At 59.6% G+C, this 26,347-nt stretch carries 23 protein-coding genes and 1 pseudogene; 13 read left to right on the top strand and 11 right to left on the bottom strand.

All coding sequences use genetic code 11. The features are described 5' to 3' along the window. Positions 1-544: 544 nt before the first annotated feature. Together FHY19_RS13550 and FHY19_RS13545 are read right to left on the bottom strand one after the other, a co-directional pair. Positions 545-2,836, bottom strand: coding sequence for a PAS domain-containing protein (locus FHY19_RS13550; protein WP_276580836.1), 2,292 nt, complete (start codon positions 2,834-2,836; stop codon positions 545-547). Positions 2,837-3,184: 348 nt separating this feature from the next. Beyond that, positions 3,185-4,150 (bottom strand): hypothetical protein, encoded by a 966-nt coding sequence (locus FHY19_RS13545; RefSeq protein ID WP_259166647.1) that lies wholly within the window; start codon positions 4,148-4,150, stop codon positions 3,185-3,187. Between the two features lie 162 nt (positions 4,151-4,312). On the opposite strand from FHY19_RS13545, the gene FHY19_RS13540 reads away from it, so the two are divergent. Both FHY19_RS13540 and FHY19_RS13535 read left to right on the top strand, forming a co-directional pair. Next, positions 4,313-5,833: a helix-turn-helix transcriptional regulator gene (locus FHY19_RS13540; protein WP_259166646.1), complete on the top strand. Its 1,521-nt coding sequence runs from the start codon at positions 4,313-4,315 to the stop codon at positions 5,831-5,833. Positions 5,834-5,965: 132 nt separating this feature from the next. Beyond that, positions 5,966-6,145, top strand: coding sequence for a CsbD family protein (locus FHY19_RS13535; RefSeq protein ID WP_259166645.1), 180 nt, complete (start codon positions 5,966-5,968; stop codon positions 6,143-6,145). Between the two features lie 636 nt (positions 6,146-6,781). Here the strand turns inward: FHY19_RS13535 and FHY19_RS13530 are convergent. Further along, complete coding sequence (locus FHY19_RS13530; RefSeq protein ID WP_259166644.1) at positions 6,782-7,159, bottom strand: helix-turn-helix domain-containing protein; 378 nt, start codon at positions 7,157-7,159, stop codon at positions 6,782-6,784. An 87-nt stretch (positions 7,160-7,246) separates the two neighbouring features. Between FHY19_RS13530 and FHY19_RS13525 the strand changes: the two genes are divergently transcribed. Then, positions 7,247-7,675 (top strand): hypothetical protein, encoded by a 429-nt coding sequence (locus FHY19_RS13525; RefSeq protein ID WP_259166642.1) that lies wholly within the window; start codon positions 7,247-7,249, stop codon positions 7,673-7,675. A 9-nt stretch (positions 7,676-7,684) separates the two neighbouring features. Beyond that, positions 7,685-8,422, top strand: a complete 738-nt coding sequence (locus FHY19_RS13520) for an SDR family oxidoreductase (RefSeq protein ID WP_259166640.1) — start codon at positions 7,685-7,687, stop codon at positions 8,420-8,422. Positions 8,423-8,704: 282 nt separating this feature from the next. Here the strand turns inward: FHY19_RS13520 and FHY19_RS13515 are convergent, their stop codons facing one another. Next, positions 8,705-9,328 carry a dihydrofolate reductase family protein gene (locus FHY19_RS13515; RefSeq protein ID WP_259166638.1) on the bottom strand — a complete coding sequence of 208 codons (624 nt, stop codon included), beginning with the start codon at positions 9,326-9,328 and terminating at the stop codon, positions 8,705-8,707. Positions 9,329-9,779: 451 nt separating this feature from the next. On the opposite strand from FHY19_RS13515, the gene FHY19_RS13510 reads away from it, so the two are divergent. Both FHY19_RS13510 and FHY19_RS13505 read left to right on the top strand, forming a co-directional pair. Continuing rightward, positions 9,780-10,961 carry an MFS transporter gene (locus FHY19_RS13510; RefSeq protein WP_259166634.1) on the top strand — a complete coding sequence of 394 codons (1,182 nt, stop codon included), beginning with the start codon at positions 9,780-9,782 and terminating at the stop codon, positions 10,959-10,961. Positions 10,962-11,204: 243 nt separating this feature from the next. Then, positions 11,205-11,651, top strand: coding sequence for a hypothetical protein (locus FHY19_RS13505; RefSeq protein WP_259159190.1), 447 nt, complete (start codon positions 11,205-11,207; stop codon positions 11,649-11,651). 6 nt (positions 11,652-11,657) lie between these two features. On the opposite strand, the gene FHY19_RS13500 is transcribed toward FHY19_RS13505, so the two are convergent. The 4 genes from FHY19_RS13500 to FHY19_RS13485 form a co-directional block, all read right to left on the bottom strand. After that, complete coding sequence (locus tag FHY19_RS13500; RefSeq protein WP_259159189.1) at positions 11,658-12,197, bottom strand: hypothetical protein; 540 nt, start codon at positions 12,195-12,197, stop codon at positions 11,658-11,660. 1,093 nt (positions 12,198-13,290) lie between these two features. Then, positions 13,291-13,833: a demethoxyubiquinone hydroxylase family protein gene (locus tag FHY19_RS13495; protein WP_259166632.1), complete on the bottom strand. Its 543-nt coding sequence runs from the start codon at positions 13,831-13,833 to the stop codon at positions 13,291-13,293. Positions 13,834-13,965: 132 nt separating this feature from the next. Next, entirely contained in the window at positions 13,966-14,373 is a 408-nt protein-coding gene (locus tag FHY19_RS13490) for a VOC family protein (RefSeq protein WP_259166630.1), read from the bottom strand. Positions 14,374-14,749: 376 nt separating this feature from the next. After that, on the bottom strand, positions 14,750-16,012 hold the full coding sequence (locus FHY19_RS13485) for a hypothetical protein (protein WP_259166629.1): 1,263 nt from the start codon (positions 16,010-16,012) through the stop codon (positions 14,750-14,752). Positions 16,013-16,362: 350 nt separating this feature from the next. Between FHY19_RS13485 and FHY19_RS13480 the strand changes: the two genes are divergently transcribed. The 6 genes from FHY19_RS13480 to FHY19_RS13455 all read left to right on the top strand — a co-directional run bounded on the left by FHY19_RS13480 (position 16,363) and on the right by FHY19_RS13455 (position 21,942). Then, positions 16,363-16,638, top strand: coding sequence for a hypothetical protein (locus tag FHY19_RS13480; RefSeq protein WP_259166628.1), 276 nt, complete (start codon positions 16,363-16,365; stop codon positions 16,636-16,638). A 632-nt stretch (positions 16,639-17,270) separates the two neighbouring features. Continuing rightward, positions 17,271-17,912 (top strand): hypothetical protein, encoded by a 642-nt coding sequence (locus FHY19_RS13475; protein WP_326521128.1) that lies wholly within the window; start codon positions 17,271-17,273, stop codon positions 17,910-17,912. Positions 17,913-18,229: 317 nt separating this feature from the next. After that, the gene (locus FHY19_RS13470; protein WP_259166626.1) at positions 18,230-18,760 is read left to right on the top strand and encodes a hypothetical protein; all 531 of its coding nucleotides are present in this window, start codon (positions 18,230-18,232) and stop codon (positions 18,758-18,760) included. A gap of 152 nt (positions 18,761-18,912) precedes the next feature. After that, a complete protein-coding gene (locus FHY19_RS13465) occupies positions 18,913-19,566 on the top strand; it encodes a hypothetical protein (RefSeq protein ID WP_259166946.1) in 654 nt (217 codons plus the stop codon). 77 nt (positions 19,567-19,643) lie between these two features. After that, on the top strand, positions 19,644-21,476 hold the full coding sequence (locus FHY19_RS13460) for an XVIPCD domain-containing protein (RefSeq protein ID WP_259166945.1): 1,833 nt from the start codon (positions 19,644-19,646) through the stop codon (positions 21,474-21,476). Between the two features lie 238 nt (positions 21,477-21,714). Continuing rightward, entirely contained in the window at positions 21,715-21,942 is a 228-nt protein-coding gene (locus FHY19_RS13455) for a hypothetical protein (protein ID WP_259166625.1), read from the top strand. 567 nt (positions 21,943-22,509) lie between these two features. Here FHY19_RS13455 and FHY19_RS13450 read toward each other — a convergent pair. Continuing rightward, on the bottom strand, positions 22,510-23,058 hold the full coding sequence (locus tag FHY19_RS13450; protein WP_259166624.1) for a DUF4276 family protein: 549 nt from the start codon (positions 23,056-23,058) through the stop codon (positions 22,510-22,512). Next, positions 23,058-24,437 (bottom strand): ATP-binding protein, encoded by a 1,380-nt coding sequence (locus FHY19_RS13445; protein WP_259166622.1) that lies wholly within the window; start codon positions 24,435-24,437, stop codon positions 23,058-23,060. The genes FHY19_RS13450 and FHY19_RS13445 overlap by 1 nt, the downstream gene beginning before the upstream one ends. Before the next feature lie 782 nt (positions 24,438-25,219). Between FHY19_RS13445 and FHY19_RS13440 the strand changes: the two are divergent. Next, positions 25,220-25,771: pseudogene (locus FHY19_RS13440) on the top strand (NAD(P)H-dependent oxidoreductase). A gap of 38 nt (positions 25,772-25,809) precedes the next feature. On the opposite strand, the gene FHY19_RS13435 reads toward FHY19_RS13440, so the two are convergent. Then, positions 25,810-26,286: a hypothetical protein gene (locus FHY19_RS13435; RefSeq protein WP_259166619.1), complete on the bottom strand. Its 477-nt coding sequence runs from the start codon at positions 26,284-26,286 to the stop codon at positions 25,810-25,812. Between the last annotated feature and the right edge of the window lie 61 nt (positions 26,287-26,347).

The raw sequence follows: 26,347 nt of genomic DNA, 5'->3' as shown, positions 1-26,347 counted from the left end.
TAATGCCATCGTCCAAAAGTAGGAGCAGCAGCACCGCACTTCAGGCGGACGGCCCGGGCCCAGGCAATCTGGCCTTCTTCTCGCTAGGACGCAGAGCGCGGCGGCATCGCTGGCGGCGGCCTTGCGGTCATTGTCCGCATCCTGGAAGTCATCCTTGAAACGCTATGCTTCAGTTCGGCCTTGCAGGTGTGGTATTGCTTGGGCTGCATGCTAGCCACTCGTGTCCCACGTCCGTTCGATGCTCCGCTTCCTGATTTCATGCAGAGCACCGGTGAGCGACTCGCAATCCTTGGCCGATCCAGCGACTCCCTGCCGACCACGCGACACGCTGGAAGACCAGGCGCAACAAAGCATCCCCGGCAAGCCCTGCGAGCGTGGTGATTGGCGTATCGCGATGCGCTCACCAAACAGCTTGCGCGACCAGCGCCGCGACAAGTGATGCAGACCACTGCAACCGGCAACCAGCGCCGCCGGCCATGGAAGCACGCTGCAACGGTCGCGGCGCAGGATGTCGCAGCGTAGGTGAGTGCTTGTGCCGGCGCACTCATGCCTGCGCGGCGATCAGCTCCTTCACCCGTGCGGTCAGCACGCTCACGCTGAACGGCTTGGTCAGCACCGCCATGCCCGCTTCCAGGTGGCGGTCGTCCAGCAAGGCGTTCTCGGCGAAGCCGGTGATGAAAAGGACCTTGAGCCCGGGGCGGTGAGCGCGGCCGGCGTCGGCCATCTGACGGCCGTTCATGCCGCCGGGCAGGCCCACGTCGCTGATCAGCAGATCGATGCGCGCTGCCGATTGCAGCAGGCCCAGGCCGGCCACGCTGTCGCCGGCTTCGACGACGGTATAACCCAACTCCTGCAATACCTCGCTCAACAGCAGACGGATGGACGGTTCGTCGTCGACGATCAGCACCGTCTCGCCGGCATCGGTAGGCGTGAGTTGCAACGGGTCGGCGTGGGCATCGGGCTGGATTGCATCGCCCAGGTGGCGCGGCAGATACAGGCACACGCTGGAGCCCTTGCCCACTTCCGACTGGATCCGCACCTGCCCGCCGGATTGCTTGGCAAAGCCATAGATCATCGACAGCCCCAGCCCGGTGCCTTCTCCCAGCGGCTTGGTGGTGAAGAACGGGTCGAATGCGCGCGCCACCACGTCCGGCGGCATGCCGGTGCCGGTGTCGCCGACGCATAGCCACAGGTACGGGCCCTGGCGCATGCCCAGTTGCCGTGCCAGGTCGTGGTCGATCCAGTGGTTGCCGGTCTCGATGTGCAGCCGCCCGCCATCGGGCATGGCATCGCGCGCATTGATGCACAGGTTGAGCAATGCGTTTTCCAGCTGCGATGCATCCACCAGCGCGGGCCACAGCGCGGCATTGGGGGTGTAGTCCACCTGGATGCCCGGGCCCACCGTGCGCTGCACCAGCTCCAGGATATCGGCGATCAACTGGCTGACGTCGGTCGGCTTGGGCAGCAAGGTCTGCCGCCGCGCAAACGCCAGCAAGCGGTGCGTCAACGCCGCAGCGCGCGTGGTGGCGCTCTGCGCAATCCCCAGATAGCGCGGCAGTTCCGGGAAGCGCTGCTGCTCCAGGCGCAGCGTCATCAATTCCAGCGCACCGGAAATGCCGGCCAGCAGATTGTTGAAGTCGTGCGCCAGCCCGCCGGTGAGCTGCCCCACCGCTTCCATCTTCTGCGATTGGCGCAGCGCTTCTTCGGCCGCCATCAGCTCGCGCGTGCGCGCGGTGACGCGCTGCTCCAGCGTCTGGCTCAGGTCGCGCAGCGCGGCCAATGCACGGTCGCGTTCTTCGGACAGGGCATGGCGTGCGTCGATATCCAGCAGCACGCCGGGAAACCGCAGCGGCGTGCCATCGGGCGCATGTTCCACACGGCCGTTGGCTTCCAGCCAGTAGTAATTGCCATCGCGTCGCCTGACCCGGTACTGGTGCGCATACGCACCGCCACGCGCGATCGCAGTGCTGATCGCCGCACGCAGGCCATCGCGATCGTCCGGGTGCACGGTGGCGATGACCTGCTCCAACGGCAGGCCGGTGCGGCTGATGGACGGGTCGAAGCCGAAGGTCTCGGCAAAGGCTTCGTCGACCGAAAACGCATCGTTTGGCAGATCCCAGATCCAGGTGCCGATGATCGCGCCGGCGGCCAGCGCCAGCTGCAGGCGTTCGGCATTGCGGCGCGCAACGGTCTCCGCTTCCAGCGCACGATCGCGCTCGCTGGTGCGGTTGACCACCTCATGCACCAGGTGGGTGTTCTCGTCGCTCAGCAGCGCATGCTGCATGTCGCGGTTGCGATCGGCCGCCACCTGCGCAGTGGTTTCGATGGCGATGTTCATCAAGCCCACGATGCTGCCGTCCTCGCCGCGGATCGGCGAGGCAGTGGCATTCCAGTAGGTCATCTCGCTGATGCCGTTGCGGCGCATCGGCAAGGCGATGACCCCCTGGCCGAAGCCTTCGCCGGTCTGCATCACCCGGTCGAAGTCCTGCGCGATGGGCGCATAGGTTTCGCCCCAGACCTCGGCCACCGGCTGCCCCAGGGCATGCGGATGGCGGTCGCCCAACGATTGCAGGTACACATCGTTGTACAACATGCGCAGGTCCGGCCCCCACAGCACTGCACCCAGCAACTGGGCGTTGAGCACCATCGACAACGCCGAGCGCAGCGATTGTGGCCAGCAGTGCGGGTCGCCCAGCGGCGTGGCCGCCCAGTCGTACGCACGGATGGCCGCGCCCATGACGCCGCCGCCGGACAGGAATTCCAGACCGTTCGGCTCGATGGCGGAGTGCGCTGTGCTCACGTGGTGGCGGCCGTGCCTGGTTGGAAGTGGGCGCATTGTTGCATGCGCTCCTGCGCGCGATGTGCAGTGCGCGTGCGGCGTCGGCTGCCTGAGTCTGGGTTGGCCCGATGTCTGCGATGGCGCAGGCAGCATGCTGGCCTGCAGGGTGCTGGCGACGCGGCTGCGGCGGACCCGGCTTGTCGGCACCCACGCCTGCTCCGCCCGCCACACACAAAAAAACACCGGGCCATCCCTGGATGGCCCGGTGTCGAGCGCGTCACGGCATCCATCCGGAAGGGTGGCCCCTGCAGCTTGCTCAGGTCCTGCACCTTCGGCAGCGCCGGCTTGCGCACGGTGCCCTGCTGCAGGCCACGGTTCCCCACCGTGTGCCTTCGACGCGAGGGCTTACACCTCGACGATCGGGTCGCTGCGGCGGCCGAAACGGCCCGCGCCAAACGCGATGCCGGCACCCAGGATCAGCAGCACCAGGGTGGTCCAGGCCGCGCGCGACACGCCGCGGGCGGCCACATCACCGGCCTGGCGGGCCTTCTGCTCGGCGGTGCGCTTGAGCGCGGCATACTGCGCCATGGCCTGCTGGTAGGTCTGCGCGTAGTTGTCGGCAATCTGCTCGGCCTGCGCGCGCGGCTTGCCGGTACGGGCCATGATCAGGTTGACCAGGGCATCGCGGTCGGCGGCATCGATGGCCGGCTTGGCCTGGGCACGCACCCGGTCGAACCAGGCGGCAAAGGCATCCGGCGCCGCCTGCGGGGTCTGCGCCGCGGCGCTGGCGGTGGCCTTGCCGTCGGTGGTGGCACCTTCGGCCTGGTCCTTCAGGCGCTCGGGGGCGAGCTCGGCCTTGCCGGTCTGGCGCAGCGCCGTTTCCAGCTGGCCGCGCAGGTCGCCCCAATCCAGGTCGATGCCCTGCTTCTTGAGCTCATCCTGCACGCCGTTGCCCAGCGTCGGGGCGGCGGCGGCAATCCCCTGCCCGGTCAGCGACAGGCCCTTGCCCACCACGCCGGACACTGCACCCACCGCGCTGCTGGCCAGCGCGGCCACCAGCCAGGTGGTCAGCAGCGAAGTCAGCGCCCAGCTCAGCAGGCCGTGCGTACCGCCGCGGGAGGTGGCCAGCCGGCCGGCGACGAATGCACCCACCGCAATCGAGATGAGGGTGCTCAGGCCCAGCCAGATGCCGGCGCCGGTACCCAGCCCGCTAACCGGGTTGGCCTCGCGCAGCGGGTCGATGGTGGACGCGCCGATCGCGGTGCCCAGCACGCTCAGGGTCAGATACGTCACCAGCGCGATGGTGCAGCCGGCGAGCACGGCGCCCCACGACATGTTGGGGGCGTAGGAATGGCGGACAACCTGTGCCATGGAATGGCCTCATTGCAGTGAAAGTGCCGCCAGTGTGGAAGCGGCGCCGGCTCGACGCCTGAGCCGGATGCACCAGCGCAGCTAGTGCATTCGCGTCAGGCAGCCGCTACCGTGAGCGCCCACTGTTGCGCTCTACCGCCATTGTTTGCCCGAGGGTCACCCATGTCGTCAGGCAGTGAAGCCACACCTCCCAGCAGCCCGCCCAGTTCCACCAACCGTCGCCAGCTGCAGCAGATCATCACCGGCCTGAGCGAAGGGGTGATCCTGATCGAGCCGGATCAGACCATTGCCTGGGCCAACGAGGCCGCGCTGGCCATGCATGGCGCCAGCGAACTCTCCGAGCTGGGCGCCACCGTCAGCGACTACCGCGCCCGCTTCCAGCTGCGCTATCGCAACAACCACCGCTTGAACGCCGGCAACTACCCCATCGACCGCGTGATTGCCGGCGAAGTGTTCAACGACGTGGTGGTGGAAGTGTTCCGCGAAGGCACCGATGCGCAATGGGTGCATCGCGTGCGCAGCCTGGTGCTCACCGACGCGCAAGGCGAGCCGGATTGCCTGGTGCTGATCGTGGCCGATGCCAGCGACTGGGCCAGCGCCGAACAACGCTTCGAGCGCACCTTCAATGCCAACCCCGCACCGGCCTGCATTTGCCGGCTCGAAGACAAGCGCTATATCAAGGCCAACCAGGGTTTCCTGGAAATGACCGGCTACACGCGCGAAGCGGTGGTGGGCAAGAGCGTGTTCGAAGTGGACGTGATGGAGATGGCCGACCGCCGTGAGCTGGGGCTGGAACGGCTCAACGAGGGCGCCACCATCCCGCAGATGCAGGCCGAACTCAGCCTGCCCGATGGCACCACCAAACTGGTGGTGGTGGCCGGCCAGCCGATCGAAATCGGCGAAGAAGCCTGCATGCTGTTCACCTTCATGGACCTGGAACCGCGCCGCCGCGCCGAGGTGGCGTTGCGGCAAAGCGAGGAACGCTTTGCCAAGGCCTTCCGCATCACCCCGGTACCCACCCTGATGTGCAATGCAGAGACCTTGCAGATCGTGGAGATCAACGATGCCGTGTCGCAGATCACCCAGTACGCCACTGAAGACATCGTCGGCAAGCCCATCGAGGAAATCGGCCTGTTTCCCGGTCGCCAGGCCTACCAGCAGTTTCATCGCGCACTTGCCGAAACCGGCAGCATGCTCAATGTCGAATACGCCATTGCACGCAAGGACGGCGAGCAACTGGACTGCCTGGTCTCCGCAGAAACCGTCAGCATCCACGGCGTGCAGTGTTATCTGCTGTCGCTGATGGACATCACCGACCGCAAACGCACCGAGATGGAACTGGTGACCGCCATCGAAGCGGTGATGCAGGACGCCTCGTGGTTCAGCCAGAGCCTGCTGGAAAAACTGGCCAACGTGCGCCGCGCCAACCGGCCCAGCCAGACCGCCGGCTGCGGCATCGCCGACCTCACCGACCGCGAACGCGACGTGCTCGGGCACCTCGCCGAAGGCCTGGCCGACAAGCAGATTGCGCAGGCCCTGGGCGTGGCGCCCAATACGGTGCGCAATCATGTGGCGGCGTTGTATTCAAAGATCGACGTGCATAGCCGCGGTGAAGCGATCGTGTGGGCACGCGAACGCGGCTTTGCCGGTCGCAGCGGCAAACCGGCAACGCGCAAGAAGTAACTGCATCCATTGGCGCGAATGCACCAACGCGGTTAGTGCATTCGCGACTGGGCTGGCCGAATGCGAGCGCACATCATGCTCACACCGGCCCAGACAGACTGGCCGGGTTCCCCAAACTACGAGAAACGTCCCATGGATAAGAACCGTATCGAAGGTACTGCTAAGCAGGTCAAGGGCTCGGTCAAGGAAGCCATCGGCCGCGTCACCGGCGACAAGAGCACCGAGCTCGAAGGCGCTGCCGAAAAGAACGTGGGCAAGGTGCAGCGCAAGGCTGGCGAAGTGGCCGACAAGGTCCGCGACGCGTCCAAGTAAGCGTGACGCGAGGGTTTGCGAGATTGGGAAGTGCAAGAGTGACGCGATACGTCAACCACGGTTGTCGAACAGCAACCTGTCGGCGACTTCGGTCGATGCGTAGCGTTGTTCTCCCAAGCAGAAGTTTGGCTAGTGGGACCGTCGTTGTCATTATCAAATAGCAATTTGATAATGCGGGTTATGTATCTTGATCACCTACCTGGTGCGACAACTATGGGCCCGCAGCAGCTTGCACTCTCCATCAACTCGCTTTGCGAGCGCTCAAGCGCAGCGCACTTTCCCTGTTAAGCGACAAACAAGCAACGACGCCCCGACTCAATCGGGGCGTCATTGTTTTATCATATCCAGTCACAAGCCAGGTTACCTGGCCAAGCGATAGCCAGCCAATGCACGCCCCGCAAACCAGCCGAAGCACCTGCAGCCGCTCCCTTCTCCCCTCGGGAGAAGGTGGCCCGAAGGGCCGGATGAGGGTAGGTGCAAAGCCTGATGCAACTAGGCAACTACGCATAGTCCGTCCCCTCGCCCCAACCCCTCTCCCGCGAGGACAGGGGCCAGTCACCGCTCACCTCGAGCGCCTGCATATGCGCCGCTCCCAACCTTTAACAGCGCACACACGGCCTCGCTAACGTACGCATGCTAGGCGCGCGCCTTTCGCCCACGCGTGGTCGGGCGCTTGGCGATGGTCGTCCCATATTCCTGCCACCACACCGTCAGCGCCTCCATCGTCGCACCAAGTCCGCGCGCCTTGGCTGTGATTGCGTATTCAACACGCGGCGGCACTTCTGCAAACACCGTGCGGGTGATCAAGCCATCTGCCTCCAGCTCGCGCAACTGTGCGGTCAGCATGTGTTGGGTGATGCCCGGGATCGCCTTGCGCAGCTCGCCAAAGCGATACATGCGTTGATTGAGCAGCCACATGATTTCCAGTTTCCATTTGCCCGAGAGCAGCGCGAATGCACGGCGCATTTCCTCGTGCATGTTGACCGTGCCGGTCTCAATGGTCTGCTTTTTCATACTAAGCACCAGCTATTCATCCTACTTTTCAAGGGTCATCTTAGTCGACATTCTGCGTGCATCTCGCAGCGGCGTCTCGCACACCAGATGGCCATTTACGTTTATTGGATCAGCACCGTATTGCTGTGTTTGCTCTATCTGAGCTCTGCCGCCTTGTATCTCGCCAAGGGCGAGTTCGTGCACAAGGCGCAGGCTGAGCTGGGCTATTCGGCGCCCCTGTTGGTGCCGTTCATGATCGCAATCAAGCTGCTGGCACCACTGGTGATCGTGTCGCGCTTCAACGTGGCGTTGAGCGATCTGGCGTATGCAGGTGTGTTGTACCACCTGCTTCTGTCGGGGATGGCACACCTGGGTGTGCGTAAGCCCAAAGGCGCGCTTCCTGCGGTGCTGGGCCTGGTGTTTCTGGTCGTCTCGTTCGGCACCCAAAACCTCGCCCGCCAACCGCCTTCACCTTACGCGCCGGCCATCGCCGCGCTGCAGCCGCTGGCGCCCTCATCCAACACTTCATCGCACTAGGAATCCCGCATGACACGTCTCAACGGAAAGGTTGCCATCGTGATGGGTGGCGGGCGCGGCATTGGCCGCGCCACGGCCAAGCTGTTCGCAACAGAAGGGGCCAAGGTCGCGGTGCTCTCCCTCACGCAGGCCAACATCGACGCAGTGGTTCACGACATCAACGTGGCTGGCGGCACGGCCATTGGCGTGCGCTGCGATGTGCGCGATGCAGACAATATCAAGGCAGCGGTCAGGACGGTGGTCGATACCTGGGCGGGCATCGACATCCTGGTGAACAATGCCTTCGACCCGTCAGCGGTGTTCTCGCCCGTCATCAACCTGTCGGCGGAGCAGCTGCAGCGCAACTTCGACATAGGCCCACTGGCGTACCTGCGCAGCATGCAGGCCTGCCACCCGTATCTGAAAGCCAGTGGCCAGGGCCGCGTCATCAATCTCGGTTCGGCGGGCGGCTTGCTCGGCATGGCGGGCTACGCCCCCTATGGCATGGCGAAGGAGGCGGTGCGCGCACTGACACGCGTGGCCGCGCGCGAATGGGGCGCCGACGGGATCACCGTCAACAACGTCATGCCCATTGCCGACACCTTCGGCAGCGACCGTCCGCCCTTGCCCAATGTGTTCGACCGCAACGGCTCGCCCGAGCATGACATTGCGCCGGTGATCCTGTTTCTTGCCAGCCAGGATGCGCAGTTCATCACCGGCTACAGCCTCACCCCGGACGGCGGCATGGTCATCGACGCGGCGCGCTAGGTCACGCACGCAAGCTGCGCCCGCGAGGCCGCCACGCGATGGGCCAGCGTCTGCCGGGGAACCGTGTGCTGAGTGATCCAGGCAGCACGCGGTGGCGCGTCGCTGCGATGCACCCCTGGATGCGCTCGCAGCCAAGCATCAAGGCGACCCTTCCTCACGCTGCGCCGCCTGATCCACACCGAGGGTTGCCATCGCGGCTCCCTTCATCGCGCGGCCGGTACCGTCCCAGCTGTGCGCACCCTGCCAGCAGCGACGTACCAGCACTGACGCCGACGTACTCGCTTACACCGGCCGATACGTCTGCGCCATGAAGCCGCTGGGAAAGGTCTTGGTGCCGACCAGCGTGAGCGCACGTGGTGCGGGCAGGTCATCGAAGATCGGCAAGCCCTTGCCCAGCACGATCGGGTACACGCCCAGGACATACTCATCCACAAGATTGTGCGCAATCAAACTGCGCGCAAACGCCGCGCCGCCATGGGCGATGATCGGCTTGTCGCCCTGCATCTTGAGCTTGACCACTTCCTGCGCAAGATCGCCACTGGCCACATGGGCCTGCGACCAACTCTGCGCGCCAGCCTGCAATGGCGCGCCAGCAACATCGGCCCGTGCCTGCGCTGCCGCGAGCGCGCTAACGGCCGCTTCCAGCACTCCAGCACCCCGCGCAGAAAATACCGCCTTGGGGATCTGATTCATCGGCGGCGCAAATGGCGAGTCGGCCGTCGGCCAGAACGACGCCATCCCTGCGAACACACGGCTGCCCATGATGTGCAGGCTGGCTTCCCACGCAGTGGCGACCTTCCAGGCGATCGCCTCCTGGTCGCCGCTGAACATCCAGTCCACCTCGCCATCCGGCCCGCTGACAAAGCTGTCCAACGACACCGACATCATCAATTTCAGCTCGCGCATTGCAGGTTCCTTGTGCGCCCGGCAGGCGCGATACGGTGGTGGGCGGGACGCCAGCCTTGCAACGATGACGAGCCGACTGTACGGAATTCGCCATGCGCGTGCACTGCGTTGCCTGCGGCCAAACGCACCCTCCGGCAGCAGGCGCGGCCGTGCGGTGGGGCTGGGATAGTCTTGGTTCCCGCTTCTGACGATCAAGGCAGCTTCGCTGGCATCTTTTTTGGGTGCCGCCGCGGCATATGTCCAGGCACACCTCATCGACTCGCAAGCGGGAGCAACAAGCAGATGGCTGCAGTAAGCTCAGCGCCACTACATGACTGGGTCTGATGGGGTCCCGTGCCATGCCAGCAGCCGTAGACACCAGACGTTACTCACCTTCAGCTCGACGCCCGCTGCCGGTATTGCGACGCGCACGCGCAAGGCTGATCCGATGACGCACGCCGTGCCGGCACCCATGCGACCAAGCACTGCGCTGGTGGTGATTATCCTGGCGCAACTGCTGGGCACCTCGTTATGGTTTTCGGCCAACAGCGCGGCCGACGACGTGATGCGGCAGTGGGGCGTAGGTGCAGCGGCAGTCGGGTGGCTGACCATGGCCACGCAGGTGGGTTTCATCCTGGGCACGTTGAGCTTTGCGCTGAGCGGGTTGGCCGACCGGTTTGCGGCCAGCCGCATCTTTGCCGTCTGCGCGATAACGGGGGCGGCGTGCAATCTGGGCTTTGCGATCTTCGCCAGCGATGTCGCCACGGGAATGGTGTGGCGCTTTGCGGTTGGGCTGTGCCTGTCTGGCATCTACCCGATCGGGATGAAGCTGGTGGTGCAGTGGGCGCCGCAGCATGCGGGCAAGGCGCTGGCGTGGCTGGTGGGCATGCTGACGCTGGGCACGGCGTTGCCGCAGGGCATCAGGGCGGTGGGTGGCGCGTTGCCATGGCAGGCGCCGATGGGGGTGGCATCGCTCCTGGCCGTGATTGCGGCGGTGATGATCCTGCGCCTGGGGCAAGGCGCGGCTGCACCGGCACGGGCAGGCGGCAAGCTGGCGTTCGGCGCGGTACTGCAGGCGTTTTCATTGAAGGACTTTCGCGCCGCCACGTTCGGCTACTTCGGCCACATGTGGGAGTTGTATGCGATGTGGACGCTGACGCCGCTGCTGATCGCGCGCGCCGGCCTGTCGCAGGCGCTTGGGGTGAGCACGGCCACCTTGGCGTTTGCGGTGATTACCGCAGGGGCGGTGGGCTGCGTGCTGGGCGGGCAGTTGAGTGCGCGCATCGGTAGCGCGCGTGTGGCAGCGGTGGCGTTGCTGATCTCGGCACTGTGCTGCCTGGCGTTTCCAGGGGTGGGTGGGCAATCTGGCTATGCGGCACTGGCGTTGATGCTGGTGTGGGGCGCCAGCGTGGTGGCCGACTCACCGCAGTTTTCCGCATTGGCTGCACGTGCATGCCCGCCTGCCATCGTGGGCAGTGCGCTGTCGATGCAGAACGCGATTGGTTTTGCGATCACCGTGGTGGCGATCGGTGTGACCACGCGGTATGTAGACGCGCTGGGGCTGCATATCGCCTGGGTGCTGCTGCCTGGCCCCGTGCTTGGGTTGCTGGCCTTGATGCCGTTGTGGCGCAGTCGGCCCGCACCATCGGGATGATGTGAGTCGGGAAGCAAGCACCACGCGATGTGGCGCAGTGCCCTGCGCGGCAAGGGCCGTTGCAGTCGCCACAAGCGTGGCGCCAGATGCCGGGCATACGGTTGAGGTGGCCTATCTGACGTCGCGGGCATCCTTGCGTCGTAGAGGCGACGGTCGCCTGATTCAGACCCTGAGCACCAAGCGGGCTGAACCACCCACGCCGGCGATGGGTGGGCTAGGATCGGTGCGGACAGGGGGAGCACCATGGACAGGATGACCACCGCGCGCGGCGTCGCGCTGATACTGACAGCGCTGTGTGTGCTTGCGTGCGGGCAAGGCGCCTACGCACAAAGCATGCGCTCAGCCACAGGCAAGGCGAACAGCAAGTACGTCCCGCCGACGCGGCAGCCGTACAACTCGATGGCGCGCGACACCACGCCGTTCAATTGCGAGCAATACCGCGCGCACCCGCATCCGGGCATGGTGCGTTACTGCCAGGGCGTCGAGAACATGATGCTGCGCAACGAGGCACGCAGCCAGGGGCGCCCCGCCCCATCGGATTCCATCATCGCGCTGCCGGGCCTGGGCACGGCAGAGGCCAAACAACTGGGCTACGCCTGCGTGGGCGGGCAGGCGATGAAGCGGCTGCGCAATGGATGGGAGCAGGTATCGGCTGCTGCGGGTGGGTGGCAGCGGTGTCAGGGTGGATAAGTGAACCTACTCTACGCTAGCCCTGAACAAGGCGAACATCCGCCAAGAAACCGCGATGCTGATCAGAAATGAAATCCCTACCGCTAGCACCGGAGCGAAGCGCAGTGGCGCACGGCTAAACCCTGACCACGGGAATGCCCGCTTGATCAGCAAGAACGGATATCCCAGAAAAACCGCAAACAGAGTGGGATCCCAGCTGAATCTGCTGCCGCTTGGCACGCCATTGAAGACTACGTCAAGGCCAACATAAAGCGTGTAGGCAGCAAGGCCCATGAGCATGACAGCATGGACTTTGAGCGCGGCTACAAGCTTTTCTCGTCGAATCAAGGCCAGCGCCGAGAATGCCAATGAAACGATCACGGCAGGAATGGAGACGTAGGCAATCGCAACCTCCTGCGCCATCTCCGGCACCTTGCCGGTCCTTACCAAAAGCAGGGCGCCCCCATGCGCAAGCAGCACAAATACGCACAGTACCGAGTTTATGCAGAGCATCGTCAAGGAACTGATGCTGTCCAGCTTATCCATCAATGAGTTAAGAATTTTCACCAGTACCCAATGCGTTGTGCTGTGGCGCGGAGCGGCGATTTATCGACTGACATGTCAAGCATGCCAGTTCACGATGTTGCGCGCGACGTGCTCTCAGCCGGCAAGTTACGCCCTGCCAAGAAACCGACTGGGCCTGAATGGATTGTCAGGACGCGTGGACGGTTTCCACATGACCGACACCTTCTTGAAACATCAAAATTCGACCGGGATGCACAACCCATGGAACGTGATTGCGCCACCAAGCCGCTGCCGCCGGACTTGATCGCTCAAGAACCTCGATTGCGGCCGCGGAGTACACGATGTAGCCCGATGCATGCCTCACCCGGCCAGTCAGCTGTGCCCAGTAGTACCCAATGCGAGTCTTGGGATGTGAGATGACCCCAACGGTGGGTAGCGAATGCACAGCGCCCGCCTCGTCCGCAAGCGGCAGCGACAGACCTACCCATTTCTCGCGCACCCATTCGGGCGCTTCTCCAGGCGGGACGGAGGTAATGACCAGAAATAACATCGAGTGTGCCTAGAGGCCCTGACACCTTGACCAAGCAGAACTGCTGAGCAGGTTCTGCACCAATGCACCGTCACGCCCTATCCAACAGCTCGTCAGGACGTGGCGGACGCACGCGAGTGAGATATGCCTTGTGAGAGGCGCCAAATGCTTTGTAGTTGGAGCGCCCCTCGGTAAGGCTGATCTCTCCATTTGGGCCGCCCCATACCTCATCCGCATCGTCGTCATCCTGACCATCATCTTCCCAGCAACACACGGCACATATCTCGAAAGCTACGCGCGCGTCGAGCGTCTTATAGCCGCAGCATGGGCATCGCAGTGGAAGATCTCGCATTTTTTCCATGTGGCCTGAGGCCTGAACTAAGCCAGGCCGCAAGGCGGCATCGGCTTGATTGAATTGTCAGAAATTCTATCCGATCAACACCTGTAGCTTGCGGACATTCCGCAACGAACTGTGCAATGAGCTCGTCGCAAGACCCCATGTACCAAAGTTCCTTGCGGTGGATGTCGCTTATCTAGGCCCTATAGACGGATCAATCGGAGGGACACAGCAAGTACGGGCAGGTGCGGCCCATGTCGTGGGCAAGGTCATAGCCGCATACCCAGCCAGATGACCGCCTCCGTGGAGGCGGACACGATGGGTGACAGCAGACGGGGCCAGAGCGTGCCCGCCTGGACATGGCTGGCAGAGTGATCGTGGTGCTGCTGCTCTTCCGCAACAATGGAAGAGATCGCAGCGACGGCGGCAGGGTCAATCCCTTGCAGCGCCACCAGCTGCTGTTGCAGATGCCGGAGTACGACGCTCTCTACCGCCACCGTTGTGGCCGCGATGGCGCCGGATCCAAGAAGACCCGTGATGAGGCCAAGGACCAGACCACCGAAGCCGCACAGCCAATAGCTGCGACAGCGTGGGCGCTGACGACGGCGCAACTCTGCCCAAAAGATGGAACGATGGCGCTGCTCGTGCGAACGAAACTCCTTGAGCTCATCGACCAGGCCGGGTGCGGTCAAGCGCGCCATGAAGAGTTGCCCGCTATAGATGCTGATGGCGCCATGCTCGCCGGCGTGATTCACCTTGAGGATGCGATCGCCCAGGTCATGCGATGCCGAAGAGCGCGCGGTTGCTTCCATGCAGTCAGATGCCAGTTGAGGCTACCCGCGAAGCGGGTGGGGCTTGCGTGATTATCAAGGCGCACCTGCGGCTTGCGCATGAGCGTGACCTCACCGGGCGGCTACTTGAACGGATCATGCGATACACCAGCTTCAGGACGTGATGGCGTCGTAGCCGGCAGCGCTGAATTCGATCAGGCAGTAGCCATGCCCAAAGGGATCGGCCATCAACGCGATGCGACCCCAAGCATTGTCGCGGATCGCGTTCTCCTGGGTGGCCCCAGCGGCGATCGACCGGGCAACCGCCTGCTCGAGGGTGTCCACAACGAAGTCCAGGTGGACTGGCGTCCAGTGTCGTGCATAGGAGCGCACTGAACCCGCATTGGGAAATGCCAGGGTTCCTTCTCCTTTGGCCAGAAGATACAGCTTGGAGGAGGCGCCAATGAGTTCAATCGCATCTGCGCCGAAGCGACGCCCTGGGCGCAGCGCAAACGCTGCGCAGTAGAAGCGCTCGGCAGCCTCCAGATCATCGACGTCGATGTTGACGAGCATATCCGACATGGCGCCTGACTCCGGGGATCAGCCAACTGCGAAGTGCAGCATAACGCCTGAATCAGCCAGCGCCATAGCGCGGCGCTGGCTGGAATGCAGTGTCAGGGCACGTCTTCATTGGCGCAAGCTAGCGCATCGGCGGACCAGGCTTCACGCCTGTTATCGGCAAACCCGATCTTCTGTACAAAGGCCACAGAAACAACTGTGGCAACAGCCGCCGCCAATGTTTACTGCGCCACCCTGCCGCTCGCACTGGGCAGACATCCATTGGGCGCTGTAGGACAGCGCCAAGCGGCACGCTTGATCAAGCCACCTGATGTTGGCGCAGCAGGGACCTGCGACATCGCGCGCCTCAGGCCGCCGGAGATCCCTTGCCCGCTCGGGACTACCTGCTGACGCTGTCCGGGTCGGCTCTGGGGCCTGCGTTGGCGGCCACCGACTTGGCGACGTCGTTGGACATCATCGGCCTGACGCTGCCTATCGCATTCTTCCAGGTCGCGTTGCCGGCAATATTCGCCATCACCGTGGTATCCAGCAGAAACGATTCCTGTCCGGTTTCCGTGTAACTGGTGACACAGGAACGCCCCAGCGTCTGCGAGCAAAGCGACCCCGTGGAGGACACGTTCTCGTCCAGCGGCGCGAACACCAGATCGCCGGGTGTACTGGCGATAGGAAAGAAGTATTGGCCCTCTGGATTGAAGTAGTTCCCTTCGGCCAACAGGTTGACGTCCCTTGACGCAGTGGCGCCAAAATAGAAGTTGGACGTATACAAATTGTTCACCAGATGAATCATGCCGCCCGTGCCGATTTCTGGCGAACGCCCTGCGGTGGCGTGGAAGTGATTTGCCAGCAGGGTGATTTCTTCAGCTTCGCCGATCAGCAGCAGGATCCAGGAGCTTCGACCGTTGCAGTAGTGCCCATACGCGGTCTCGCCATCAAACATGTTGTTGGAAATGGTGACTGCCTTGGCCGGCCCCCAGCCCGTCACGATCATTTGCCGGCCGATGCGTGCGAACGCGTTGTGGTCGATCCAGATCCTGCTTGCGTTATCGATGCTGATCGCATCGCCGCCAAAGACGATACCCTCATTGAGATCGGTGATCGACAGGTTCCGCACGATGATGTTCGACACACCGCCGGTCATCGACAAGCCCGTGCCCTTAATCCCCGCCAATGCCCCGATACCGATCAGCGTCTTGTTCGAACCCACGGACAGCAGTGACTTCGCTGCGTTGTCGTAGGTCAGTGGGAACGTTGTACGACCGCTGCAGTATGACCCGGTGTCCAGAACCATCTCCTGCTTCCCGCTCGGCTCTGCACACTGTCTGTCGGCGTAAACGCAGCCCGTTGTGGACGTGGTTCCCTGCGTTGCCGTGAAGTCGATGACGGTGTTCAGGCGGATGATGCGAGGCGTGTCGTCTATGCAGGTATAGCCCTGGTAACGCTGGCACAAGGCATTCTTGAGCTCTGCCGGTGTGGAGACATCGACCACCTCGCCCCCCGCGCCTCCGGTGGTTCCCGCGCCGAAGCCGACCGGCTCGCTTGCCATTGCCGCGGTTGTCGTTCCAGCCACTAGGGTGGCGGTAGATAACACGAAACCCATCACCGAACGTCTTGAGAAGATTTGCCGCTTGATAACACCGATCATGAAGAACCTTTGCGCTAGGGGCGCTACGTTGTGGGGGGGGGGCGATGCGCGTTTGTCTGGCAATCGGCGACGAGCCGAGTGGCCGCGTTATTCCGTCGCTGCATGTCATAACGATAGGGAAATTCTCGCGTCGGGTCCCCGTTACGCGTCACAGTAGTTGGCGCTCAAAGAGAACCCAAGGAGACGGGAGCGAAGGGCAAAGAACGGAGTCTTAACAGGATGATGTGCACACCCTGCGCTGCACCTGATTCAATCGCTCTTGATCTGTTTCAGCTTCGCCGCTGGTTCAAACACGATGGCGTGCTCTTGCACACACCAGGCAACGGCATCGCTATGAGCAAGGCACAGCGATGATCGACCTTGGCCACTCGACGCGCGACCGGGCCAGTGCCCCATCACTTCGGCACGCATCAATCAGCGAAGCGCACCAGGTGGCGATTCAGCGCATGATCGCCGCAGGCGCGAACGTGATGACCTGGCTTGCGCTCGCGGCGGCGTGGCAACGCGATTGGGCGCAACTGGAGACCACCGGCCTGAGCGAGGTGATGAAGTACCACGCTGCGGGCAGTGGCATCGCGTTTCTTTGGGAGCAGCAACTCCTGCACACGCCCGTGCCTGCCAGCTAAGCGGTGCTCGCTCCACACCGCCTGGCGCACGTTAGCCGAACGTGCGCCGCCCTATCGCAATCAAGATCAAGTAGAGCCTATCAATGATCAGCGAGATGCTCCGCAACCCACAGACCGACCACCTGTTATCGCCCTAGAATGCGGCGCTGATCATCATCGACTATCAGCAGACCCAGGTGTCCTCGATCCGCTCCATCCGTTGACAGCCTACGTTAGCACGACTAACCTCATGCCTTTAGCCGTGAACAATGCACGCTAGTCAACCGGCGAGCACCGCACGTGCTGTGATCTCGCTTTCTTGGTGGCATTGCTAGACCGTGCAATGCTTGCAATCAGGTGTTCGGTAAGCTGTCAGTTCGGCCAATTCATCTAGTGAATTCTTAACGGTCTACATAGCACATGGCGATGCGTTTGGCGTGACGCTAAAAAGTTAGGGATTAAGGCAACCTCCAGAATTCCTTTGATCTAGCCTCTCAGAGGCGACCACGGCATTTTGCAAAAAGTGGTCTAACGATGGGGTGCCAGCTTTTTTTACGTAATTTGTCAGACCATGTCACTGCAATCGATGTCCGCGGCCCACAAGATGCACGGATGCGGCGTACGCTTCTTTGTCAGCCTTTCAGGATCTGCTGATGCGTTTCCCCCGAGTCGCCCTCCTCGTTATAACCATACTTTGCGGGCCTGCCTCGAGCGCTTGTGCCCACACGCCAGCCCAATCCACGAAGCCGCTATTGAAGGAGCATGCCGACATGACTTTGCCGGAGGCCGCCATGGCTGAGAAAATTGCGCTTAGCGCGGAGGAGATGGGCGTGCGTTTCTTGAAGCTTATTACTAGCCTAGATTCGCGCGAAGACATAACTCCAGGGCGCATTCAAGATGTCATGGGCTTCCGGATCTCCGTTGCTCCCAGTGCGCTTGGCGCGGTGATCCGGAGTGAGGACCTGGGTGACGGTTGGCGGTACGCATTCGACTACGTTCCTGCATCTCCATCGCTATTACCAGGGATAGGTCTTTCATTCGAGAACACTGCTGGTCGCTTCTCTGATATGGAAGCGATTTGCAGCCTGGATTTTCAGCGCTACGACAGTGCGTTGAAGAGTGCAGGATTTGTTGCTTCTCCCACATACGGACCAATTGGCCAGCTTGAGAACTGGCGCTATGCAAAGTTTGCGGAGCGCGGAAGTATCGTCTTGTCTGTCATTCCACAGGATTCAGCTGCCGGCACTTCAAGCCAGGTATGCGTTAAATCCATCACTACATTGAATGGTCGCTAAGACACGACGGAAAGCCTCTCGTGGCCAGTCACAGCCCAGACCTCGAAGACACGTGTTCCATACAGCCAAGCACAGATGCTGATGAACCCACTTACCTTTTGAGAAGAATTTGCATGCGTAGCGTGCCTGCATGAGCAAGAAACTGGCGCCGCTTCCAACTTGCTAAAGTACGACGACTAGCCCGCGTAGACGGATTGCTGATGAGACCCATAAGAGCCACTTTCCTCTCACTTCTCGTTCTCTGCCAAAGTACGCTTTGTGCGTGTGCGCATACGCATACCAACCCAACTTCGCCACTCCTAAAGGAGCCACGCGCAATGACGACGCCTGAGACATCGACGATCAATCCCGCGCTCAGCGCAGTTGAAATTGGCGAAAGTTTTCTGAGGCTGCTCCAAGGGTTGGAATCTAGAAGGGATCTGACAGTTGAACGTGTGCGTGAAGTTACCGGGATTTCTCTGAGAAAAGTCTCCTTCCCCTCTGAATATATTGAGACATATATCCATGGCCAAGCACTTGGCAACGGTTGGAGCTACGCATTGGAGCTCATCCCCGAATCTCGCTCGCTGAAGCAGGGGATAGGTTTGTCTTTCATCAACGAAGAGAATGAGTATTCCAGCCTGGAGGGCAACTGCATCGATTTTGAGAAATATAAGAATTCGCTTGTAAAGGCTGGATTCGTCGATTCACCCGTATACGGGGAGATAGGTCAACTGCAGAGCTGGCGGCCTTCTAAGTTTGCGAAAGACGGAAGTGATACCGATATTGTTATGTCGATAGTTCAACAGAACGAGACACCTGGCTTTCCTAGTAGACTCTGCATCAAATCAATTGGCACATTGAATTAGCAGAGCAGGGAAGCTGATGACGACCTCCAATAAAAAATTGAAGTAGAGTTAGCTTAGGTTCTCCGGGCTTGGTGTTATTAAGGATGAAATTGCACAGCTGCTCAGAGCGTGCTCGCCAAGCTTTTTTCCTCAACCCGTCTTTGGGATCTGCCATGCGCTTCCCCCGAACCGCCCTGTTATTCCTAATCGCATTCTGTGGGACTGCCATGAGTGCTTGTGCTCATACGGCAGCCCAACCCCTGAAGCCACTTCCGAAGGAGCACGCTGACATGACTTTGCCGGAGGCCGTAACGGCCGACAAGATTACTCTTAGCGCGGAAGAGATCGGCGACCGGTTTTTGAAGCTAATCGAAAGCCTTGATTCTCGAGATGACCTGAGTCCTGAACGTATTCGGGAGACCATGGGAATCCCGCTCAAAGTGCCTGAGCAGGGCAAGCTGTCGGTGGGCTACTGGAGTGTCGACCTAGCCGATGGATGGCGCTATGCATTCACATATACGCCAGAATCGCCCTCTCTTTTGAAAGGCGTCGACTTGACGTTTCAAAATAGCGTGGACGACTTGGCAAGTATGTCCAGCGTATGCAAGCTAGATTTTGAATACTATGATCGTAAGCTCAAGGCAATGGGATTCATGGCGTCCCCTACCTATGGCCCAATTGGGCAGTTAGAAGACTGGCGCTATACAAAGTTGGCAAAAAGCGGGTCTGCAGGAAATATCGTGATCTCTGTGATTCCTCAGAACCTAGTTCCCCGTGAGGAAACGCGCCTCTGCGTTAAATCAATCGGAACATTAAACGGGCGCTAAGCCTCGGGAGAGATTACATGGCCAGTCCGAGCCCACAGCTTGAAGCCGCACTCTCGCGCTTTTCTGCAACCCAAGGTGTGAGTAGTGACCAAGCTGCCCAACTGCGTAATGCAATCACCGGTGATGCTGGGTTGCTGGCTCAGTTTGAACAGCAGGCTCAATTGGGGCAGCTCAAGGAATTCACGATACAGAATTCGAACAGCACTCAGCCGAATTTGACAGGAACTTACGACAAGCAACATGGCGTCATCACGCTCCCTGCAGCGAATCTACAACCCTCAGGTACAGCTGCGACCAGCGATCTGAAAGCTTCACTGCAGATTCAACAGATGTCTGTGGCGCTCGCTCACAGTACCTACCAAGATGCTGCGAGAAATCAGCACCCTGTCACGCAGGACATGGTCGATAATCTGCAATCCAGCATCAACAGGTCACCATATCTAGCCGATGAGATAAAAAAGGCTGCAACGACCGTCGATACGTCTGACACTAGCAGACCACAGCGGGCTCAGCTGGAAGGCTTTGGATTTGTTGGGCCCGGGGTGTCTGCGGGTGGGACATACGATGGCAACCGAAAAATAATGAATCTGCCTCCGATCGGTCTGCAATCGGCATCGCAGTCCACACCGGGCGGCAGCTTCAATGCACAAGACATGACGTTTGTCTTGGGACATGAAATACAACACAGCTTCAACCATGCGGCCAAGGCACACGCAACCGCGCAGTTTCTAGCTGAAATCGAAAAGCAATCTAAGATCAAGGGTCCGGTGCATGACTATACCGATGAGCTCAGGGCTTACATACAGGCGGGGCGGGAGGACGAGGCAAAAGCGGAAATTGCTGGTTGGAATGCTCTGCTGAGCCGCGAGAAGCAGCTCAATCCCAATGCAAATGGCCTCGACGTGATGCTTGCCGCCCGGACCACCAGGCAACTGGACTTCATATCAAGAGATCCTTCCAATCCCGCAGCGGCAGTTGCCAAGCCTAACCTTACGTTCAATCAGGACGGAAGCCTCGCCCAGACACCCGGCAACATTGCGGCAATGGGTCAAAACTACTTCGATCGTCCATCTCCCCTATACGCACAACCAGGTCAGCGCCCAGTAGGTATAGGCGAACACCGCAGTCAAGCAGGTCAGCTTCAGCCCACTGCGGACTACGCCAACTACTACGGCACCTGGGCCATCGAGCAGATTCTGCAGGCAGAAGACCGTGCAAACGTGATGTATCAGGGCGCCCGGCCGCGCGTCACCATCGATATGGCAGGGCTGGGGCTAAAGGAACACCTGATCGAGAATGAAGGCCTGGACCGCGGACCGAACAAGGCGCCGTTTCCTTACCATGACAGGAGTACTGCGCCGCCCACGCTGCACCATTTCGACCATACCCAGGACGGCAGCGTGAACCCGGCACATGACCATAACTATGTTCCGGTTGTTCCTAGTGCGCCTGCAGCCGGCCTGCGCGGCCCGGACGACCCTGCGCATCCAGACCACGCCATGCTCGAGCAGATCCGTAGCGGTGTACGCAAGATCGACGAGAGTGTGGGCAAGCCCTACGACGAAATGAGCGAACGCGTTAGCCGCAGCCTGCTGGCTGTGTGCAAAGACAACCGAGATGCGTATCCCGATTCCAATGACCGGTCGCTGTCAGGCAGTGCACTTAGCCGTGTGGACCATGTAGTGATGGGCAAGACTGGCAATGTCTTCGCGATCGAAGGCCGGCTGGACGACCCTGCACATCTGCGGGTGCATGTGCACATTGATGAGGCGATTCGCACGCCTGTCGAGCAGTCTGACCAGAAGTTATTGGCAGCTAATCAGGCTATCGCACAGGAAAGAGTGCTTATACAACAGCAAGAGCTCGCGCGTGGGGTTAACGAACCGAACCAAGGCATGCACATTCGCTAGGGCATCAAGTCACCCTACCTACATGTGTTAAACCTTATTGGTATTGGTTGCACCCCCTGGAACATTGCCTGCGGCCACCGCTACGCGGTGACCATACGAGCGAAGAGACCTACCCAAACAACACGCTTGACCCTGCTGGCAGGCAGCTGCACACTCCCGATCAGAGCCTAGAAACTCTTCATGCAGCGGTTTTCCACCTCCGAGATGGTGGATGTTTCTCCTATCTGCGGAGGATTTCATGCGCCCATTGAGCGAACCCGGCTACTGGATGTCCGAAGGCACGCAATACCAGCTGCTGCGCGTACGCGACCAACTGCGCCTGCTCGCTACCCTGGCCACACCGCGTTCGCGCGACGAAGGCTCGCTCGGTGCACCAGCGATTCCACTGCAGCAATGGGCGCACTGCCTGCAGCAGTTGGCTGAGCAAGTGGATGATGTGTTGGACGACTTGGGCACTGCTGGGTAGTGCGTTTCCTTCGATGCAAGCAAGGTGCCATGCGAGCCCCCAAGTATGCGGCGATCACCAAACTACCTAACCCACCCACGTGCATACCGCCCGGGCTAGGATCAGTGCGTACAGACGGAATGCCATGGACCGCATCACCACCATCGCGCTGCTTCGTACTGGCATGTCAGCGTGATGCGTAAACGCGTGCGCGCATGGGGTGCACACACAAGGCATGCGCGTCAGCCACCGGTATAGCAACGAACAAATACAGAGCGCGAGCGCCGCAATCGTATAAATCGGTTGTACGCGACACCATGCCCTTCAACTGCTAGCGATTGGGTGAGAGCAGAGATGTCCGGCGCTGCGGGTTGATAGCAGGGTCGTCGAATTGGATAAGCGAACCCGACCCCGTCATTCGGCACGCGACACCACTCCTTCAACTGCTAGCAATTGCGTGAAAGCAGGTATTGGACGCTGCGCGCTGGCGGCAGGGTCATCGGATTGATAAGTGAACTTGACCCCGTTCATGCTAGATGAATCCTTGCAACTCACTTCTTTGCTTATCAGAACTCCAAGATTTAACCTTCAGTCAAGGCCAAGCTTTCTAATAAAATAACTAAATGAAGCACTGTATTTTGATGCCTCCTCCACTCGAATTAGAGGGAATAATTCTGAGGAGTGCTTTACTTCATTGTAGTCAAACCCTGCAACGAAATGTTTTTTTATCTCCGATTTGCCGTTAGTAGACTCATATTTTTTTTGGCTCCTTACCCCTTTTAAATATTTTTTCTTTTTAGATAAATAGGCTATGTCCGCCAATAGCCAGTTCTCGATCATCTGGTCTGCAACAATAACAGTCACATCCAAGTTTGAAATTTTTATCGCTTTCCTCTGAATTTTTTCTGCGAAGCTTTCGAGAGCACACGTCCTGCCCTCGAAATCGGTCAATATGGCAATTTCTGTGCATCCGAATGCAGAAAGTAGCGCCACTTGCTTTTTTGAACTTTCAGCAATGGCATCTTCGGTGGCTGTGTGCCCTCTAGGACCATCTGATTTAACCACTCTTACCCTTCCTTTGTAACGCGCGGTCAAAGCAGCGTAGTCGCCTGCTCCATCAACAATGAGCCCAATCATTAATTTTCTCCGGCAACCGCACCAATTGCGCCGCTAACCCACATATCGCCCAATCCGAAATTTGTCTTATTTAATACCGCTTGGACTTGATCCACGTCTTCAACATTCTGCACACTGGTTGCACCACCCTCGTGCCTAACAAGAAGTAATTCGCTTACCATCAGCGCGTTGAGAATTGTTGCGCTATGAGTGGTCATAATAACCGCGGTATTCAGTTTCTTCCCCTGCTCGCGCAGTATTGATACAAAGCGTTGTTGCATCCATGGATGCATAAAATTCTCAGGCTCTTCAAGAAGAATAACTTTTGACTGCGGGACGTAAATTGCGACGAGCAGGCAAAGCCACTTCATTGTACCGTCGGAAATTTCTTCAGGCCTAAAGCGATTCGCGCCTGATTTGAAGACAACAAACCTTCGTCCCGTAGATGGATCTAGTTCAGTGCACAAACCGTCTATAGAAGATACAGCCGCGCTAAGATGCTCAATAATTTTTTCTAGCGGGTTACTTTTTGTCAAACTGTTAATACTGTAATAGTTCCCCCAACCAAATCCAAAATTACTTTTAAAACCATAGTACCCCCCTCCGTAGGCGTTGTTCATTAGACGATGATATTGATGCGATTCAAGAGCGTTAATCACCTCACTAACAGCTTTTCCGTCGTTCCCCATCCTCGTAAATGGCAATGGATCCACCGCTAAACGGGCAACATCTGGTTGGATGTTGTACTCGTCAAAAGACCCAATCTCGGTCAAAAGGCGCCTGATCGAATCATGTAGCCAACTGAAATGCGGCAAGAAGGAAGCGTCCGATGGACGCTTCTTCATGCTTGAAAATGCTTCACTAATATTCTTATTAGCGATTTTAAACTGTTCGCTTTTATTAGAAACGTTCTGCGATGCGACCATCTTCTTGGTTAGGTTAGAAGACATGATCTCATCTGCCTTGAACTTAAGTGCTCCTGTCGAATTTCGGACCACCTCCATGTGAATTACAGGCTTTCCTTTCGAACTTGGAAACACAGATAATGACTCGCCACTTATTTGAAGGACATTATCGCCCTGTGTTAGAGATAATTTTACATGCCACTGTAGCCAGAATGCGGTTTGCTTGCCTTCGTAAAGAGTTGTTTCATATTCAGTAACTACAATGAAAGATATTTCGGTACTGCCTCGTCTGAAATTTCTTGCTGGGCCACCAGCTTTTCCTAAAGCAACTGCCCCTCCGTCATGAAGAAGGGATGAAAGGAATCTGAGTGACTGGAGCACGTTTGATTTTCCCGCTCCATTGGGCCCTACAAGTACATTTAATCCGTTTCTTATTGAAAAAACAGACTCCTCGATGGATCTGAAATTTTGAACTAATACAGTAGTCGGCTTCATATTTTCACTTGAATTATTTGCTTTTAAATGCTGGAGCTATGCGCGGCACTATTTGCGCCGTTATCCGCTTTCGATAGCTAGAAACCACTAGTACGTTTAGAGCGTGCCTTCAAGGTCCGGCTCTAACGAGTGCGACCGATGTCCGTTTGCGGCGTCCGACGCTACCGAGAAGCAAGCGAAAACGCCGACAAGAGATGTCGAGTATCTGCGACACAGTTGGGGGGCAGGAGCTGCGCGGAGACCTCGTGCAAGGCGTGCCGCTTTGCTGCGACCGAACCCAAGACGCGCTATTACGGATGAAAAAAAGCGACGGCTCCCACGGCGAGGCCTACAGGCCATGGCGATTGCCCGCACAGTAGTGAATCCGCTAGTCCTTTGCCTGCATGTCATGCATGAAACCCCCGTTCCAGTCTCAACAATACTGCCATATACGGGTTTTGTCAGTGGGCAACCCTAGGTTGTGTACCAGCGATGTCATCGTCGCGACTACGTCATTGTTGCTGTGCTCGCTTACTCGGATGACCGGATGTTGTAGCGGTACTGCGCCCAGGGATCACAATTACTTGTAAATGGATGAACTCGCTTCGGATACAAACGTACTCGACCTGACTCCGTAGCACTTTACTTTGTCAGCACTAATAGCCGCCCGCCCTTGCTCATAACCCTTGCGCCCCATAGTGCTTGCCCCACGCGCAGCAGCCGTGCACACGTCCATCCGCCAACATTCTCATCAGCACTCGGAAGTGACCATCGGAGCCTTCGTCATTGGAGCCCTTACCTGCATGCATGCACTGACTTTCGTTGCACATTCCCAGCCCAGCTTGCACACGCATGCTGTGGCGGGGCGGGTACAGGCTGAGTTGGTTGATCACGGCGGCGCCCATACGGTTGAGCTACCGACCTGGCGCAAGAGAGCTTCGACCCGCGCTTTATACAGGCCGATATTGCGCTTTATGCCCGGCAGGCCAGCCCTACGCCGGATGTGGCCGCCAGGCATGCATGGCTTGACCGTGCGGATACGTTAGTGCTGGTGTTTCCGATCTATTGTTGGGGATGCTAACGCTGCTCAAGGGCTGGATCGATCAAGTGTTTACGCTGGGCTGGGCGTTTGAGGAGGACCCAGAAGGCCGGATCCGCAAGAAGCCGCAGCACGTGGACGTGAACATGCTGGCTATTGGCGGTGTGGACGAGCGCACCTATGCGCGCCACGGCTACTTCGGTGCAATGAAAACGCAGATCGCCCACGACATCTTGCTGACGGTGCCGGATGCGGGGTTTCCCATTCGCACCTGGACACGGCGCACGCACTTGGCGGGCAGCTGTTTGATCGCTGAGTTGCGAATCGCACTGCTAGAGAACACTCGGGCCGCGCCTAGTCGCCTTCTGCCTGAAGTCGAAACACCATGCCTCCCTGTTCCGTATCTTCGCCAAAGGTGACTGTGACCGTTGCGTCTGCGTTGATGGCCTGATGACGAAAGGACAGCTCGGCGCTATGCAGTCTCAGGCTGCTATCAAATGTGGTGCCGCTCGATAGGCAGGCCACCGAGTCCGTTACCGTGGCGTCTGCAAACTCTGTTTGCCCATGCTGCATCAGGTAGGCGCAGACGGCTTGCGCGGCGGGGTCCCCTCCGTGATCACACCGTTTAGCGGAAAGCGCCTGCTCTTGCGCATGCTTGAAGTTGGTTCCCCATGAGGTGTGGAACGCAAAACTGCGTGTCTGGCCCGGCTGTACTGCACCGACAAAGGCGCGCAAGACCTCGCATAACTCAGCGGCAGGGGCCGCGTGGGCGGTTGCCAACGCCGACAGCAGAATCGAAGGCGCCGCAACATAGAGAAAGAAGGCGCGCATGGCACTCTACTGAAAGAAGACCTGCGCAGTATTGGCTCAGCCGCCTTGCGCCGCAATGTCG

It is taken from the genome of Xanthomonas sp. 4461 (assembly GCF_024806475.1).
Classification (GTDB): domain Bacteria; phylum Pseudomonadota; class Gammaproteobacteria; order Xanthomonadales; family Xanthomonadaceae; genus Xanthomonas; species Xanthomonas arboricola_F.
This window is presented reverse-complemented; position numbering and strand designations above follow the sequence as displayed.

Bases quoted from the DNA above. Each gene is read 5' to 3' on its own strand.
- FHY19_RS13550 (WP_276580836.1), bottom strand. From the start codon at position 2,836: ATGCGCCCACTTCCAACCAGGCACGGCCGCCACCACGTGAGCACAGCG.
- FHY19_RS13545 (WP_259166647.1), bottom strand. From the start codon at position 4,150: ATGGCACAGGTTGTCCGCCATTCCTACGCCCCCAACATGTCGTGGGGC.
- FHY19_RS13540 (WP_259166646.1), top strand. From the start codon at position 4,313: ATGTCGTCAGGCAGTGAAGCCACACCTCCCAGCAGCCCGCCCAGTTCC.
- FHY19_RS13535 (WP_259166645.1), top strand. From the start codon at position 5,966: ATGGATAAGAACCGTATCGAAGGTACTGCTAAGCAGGTCAAGGGCTCG.
- FHY19_RS13530 (WP_259166644.1), bottom strand. From the start codon at position 7,159: ATGAAAAAGCAGACCATTGAGACCGGCACGGTCAACATGCACGAGGAA.
- FHY19_RS13525 (WP_259166642.1), top strand. From the start codon at position 7,247: ATGGCCATTTACGTTTATTGGATCAGCACCGTATTGCTGTGTTTGCTC.
- FHY19_RS13520 (WP_259166640.1), top strand. From the start codon at position 7,685: ATGACACGTCTCAACGGAAAGGTTGCCATCGTGATGGGTGGCGGGCGC.
- FHY19_RS13515 (WP_259166638.1), bottom strand. From the start codon at position 9,328: ATGCGCGAGCTGAAATTGATGATGTCGGTGTCGTTGGACAGCTTTGTC.
- FHY19_RS13510 (WP_259166634.1), top strand. From the start codon at position 9,780: ATGCGACCAAGCACTGCGCTGGTGGTGATTATCCTGGCGCAACTGCTG.
- FHY19_RS13505 (WP_259159190.1), top strand. From the start codon at position 11,205: ATGGACAGGATGACCACCGCGCGCGGCGTCGCGCTGATACTGACAGCG.
- FHY19_RS13495 (WP_259166632.1), bottom strand. From the start codon at position 13,833: ATGGAAGCAACCGCGCGCTCTTCGGCATCGCATGACCTGGGCGATCGC.
- FHY19_RS13490 (WP_259166630.1), bottom strand. From the start codon at position 14,373: ATGTCGGATATGCTCGTCAACATCGACGTCGATGATCTGGAGGCTGCC.
- FHY19_RS13485 (WP_259166629.1), bottom strand. From the start codon at position 16,012: ATGATCGGTGTTATCAAGCGGCAAATCTTCTCAAGACGTTCGGTGATG.
- FHY19_RS13480 (WP_259166628.1), top strand. From the start codon at position 16,363: ATGATCGACCTTGGCCACTCGACGCGCGACCGGGCCAGTGCCCCATCA.
- FHY19_RS13475 (WP_326521128.1), top strand. From the start codon at position 17,271: ATGCGTTTCCCCCGAGTCGCCCTCCTCGTTATAACCATACTTTGCGGG.
- FHY19_RS13470 (WP_259166626.1), top strand. From the start codon at position 18,230: ATGACGACGCCTGAGACATCGACGATCAATCCCGCGCTCAGCGCAGTT.
- FHY19_RS13465 (WP_259166946.1), top strand. From the start codon at position 18,913: ATGCGCTTCCCCCGAACCGCCCTGTTATTCCTAATCGCATTCTGTGGG.
- FHY19_RS13455 (WP_259166625.1), top strand. From the start codon at position 21,715: ATGCGCCCATTGAGCGAACCCGGCTACTGGATGTCCGAAGGCACGCAA.
- FHY19_RS13450 (WP_259166624.1), bottom strand. From the start codon at position 23,058: ATGATTGGGCTCATTGTTGATGGAGCAGGCGACTACGCTGCTTTGACC.
- FHY19_RS13445 (WP_259166622.1), bottom strand. From the start codon at position 24,437: ATGAAGCCGACTACTGTATTAGTTCAAAATTTCAGATCCATCGAGGAG.
- FHY19_RS13435 (WP_259166619.1), bottom strand. From the start codon at position 26,286: ATGCGCGCCTTCTTTCTCTATGTTGCGGCGCCTTCGATTCTGCTGTCG.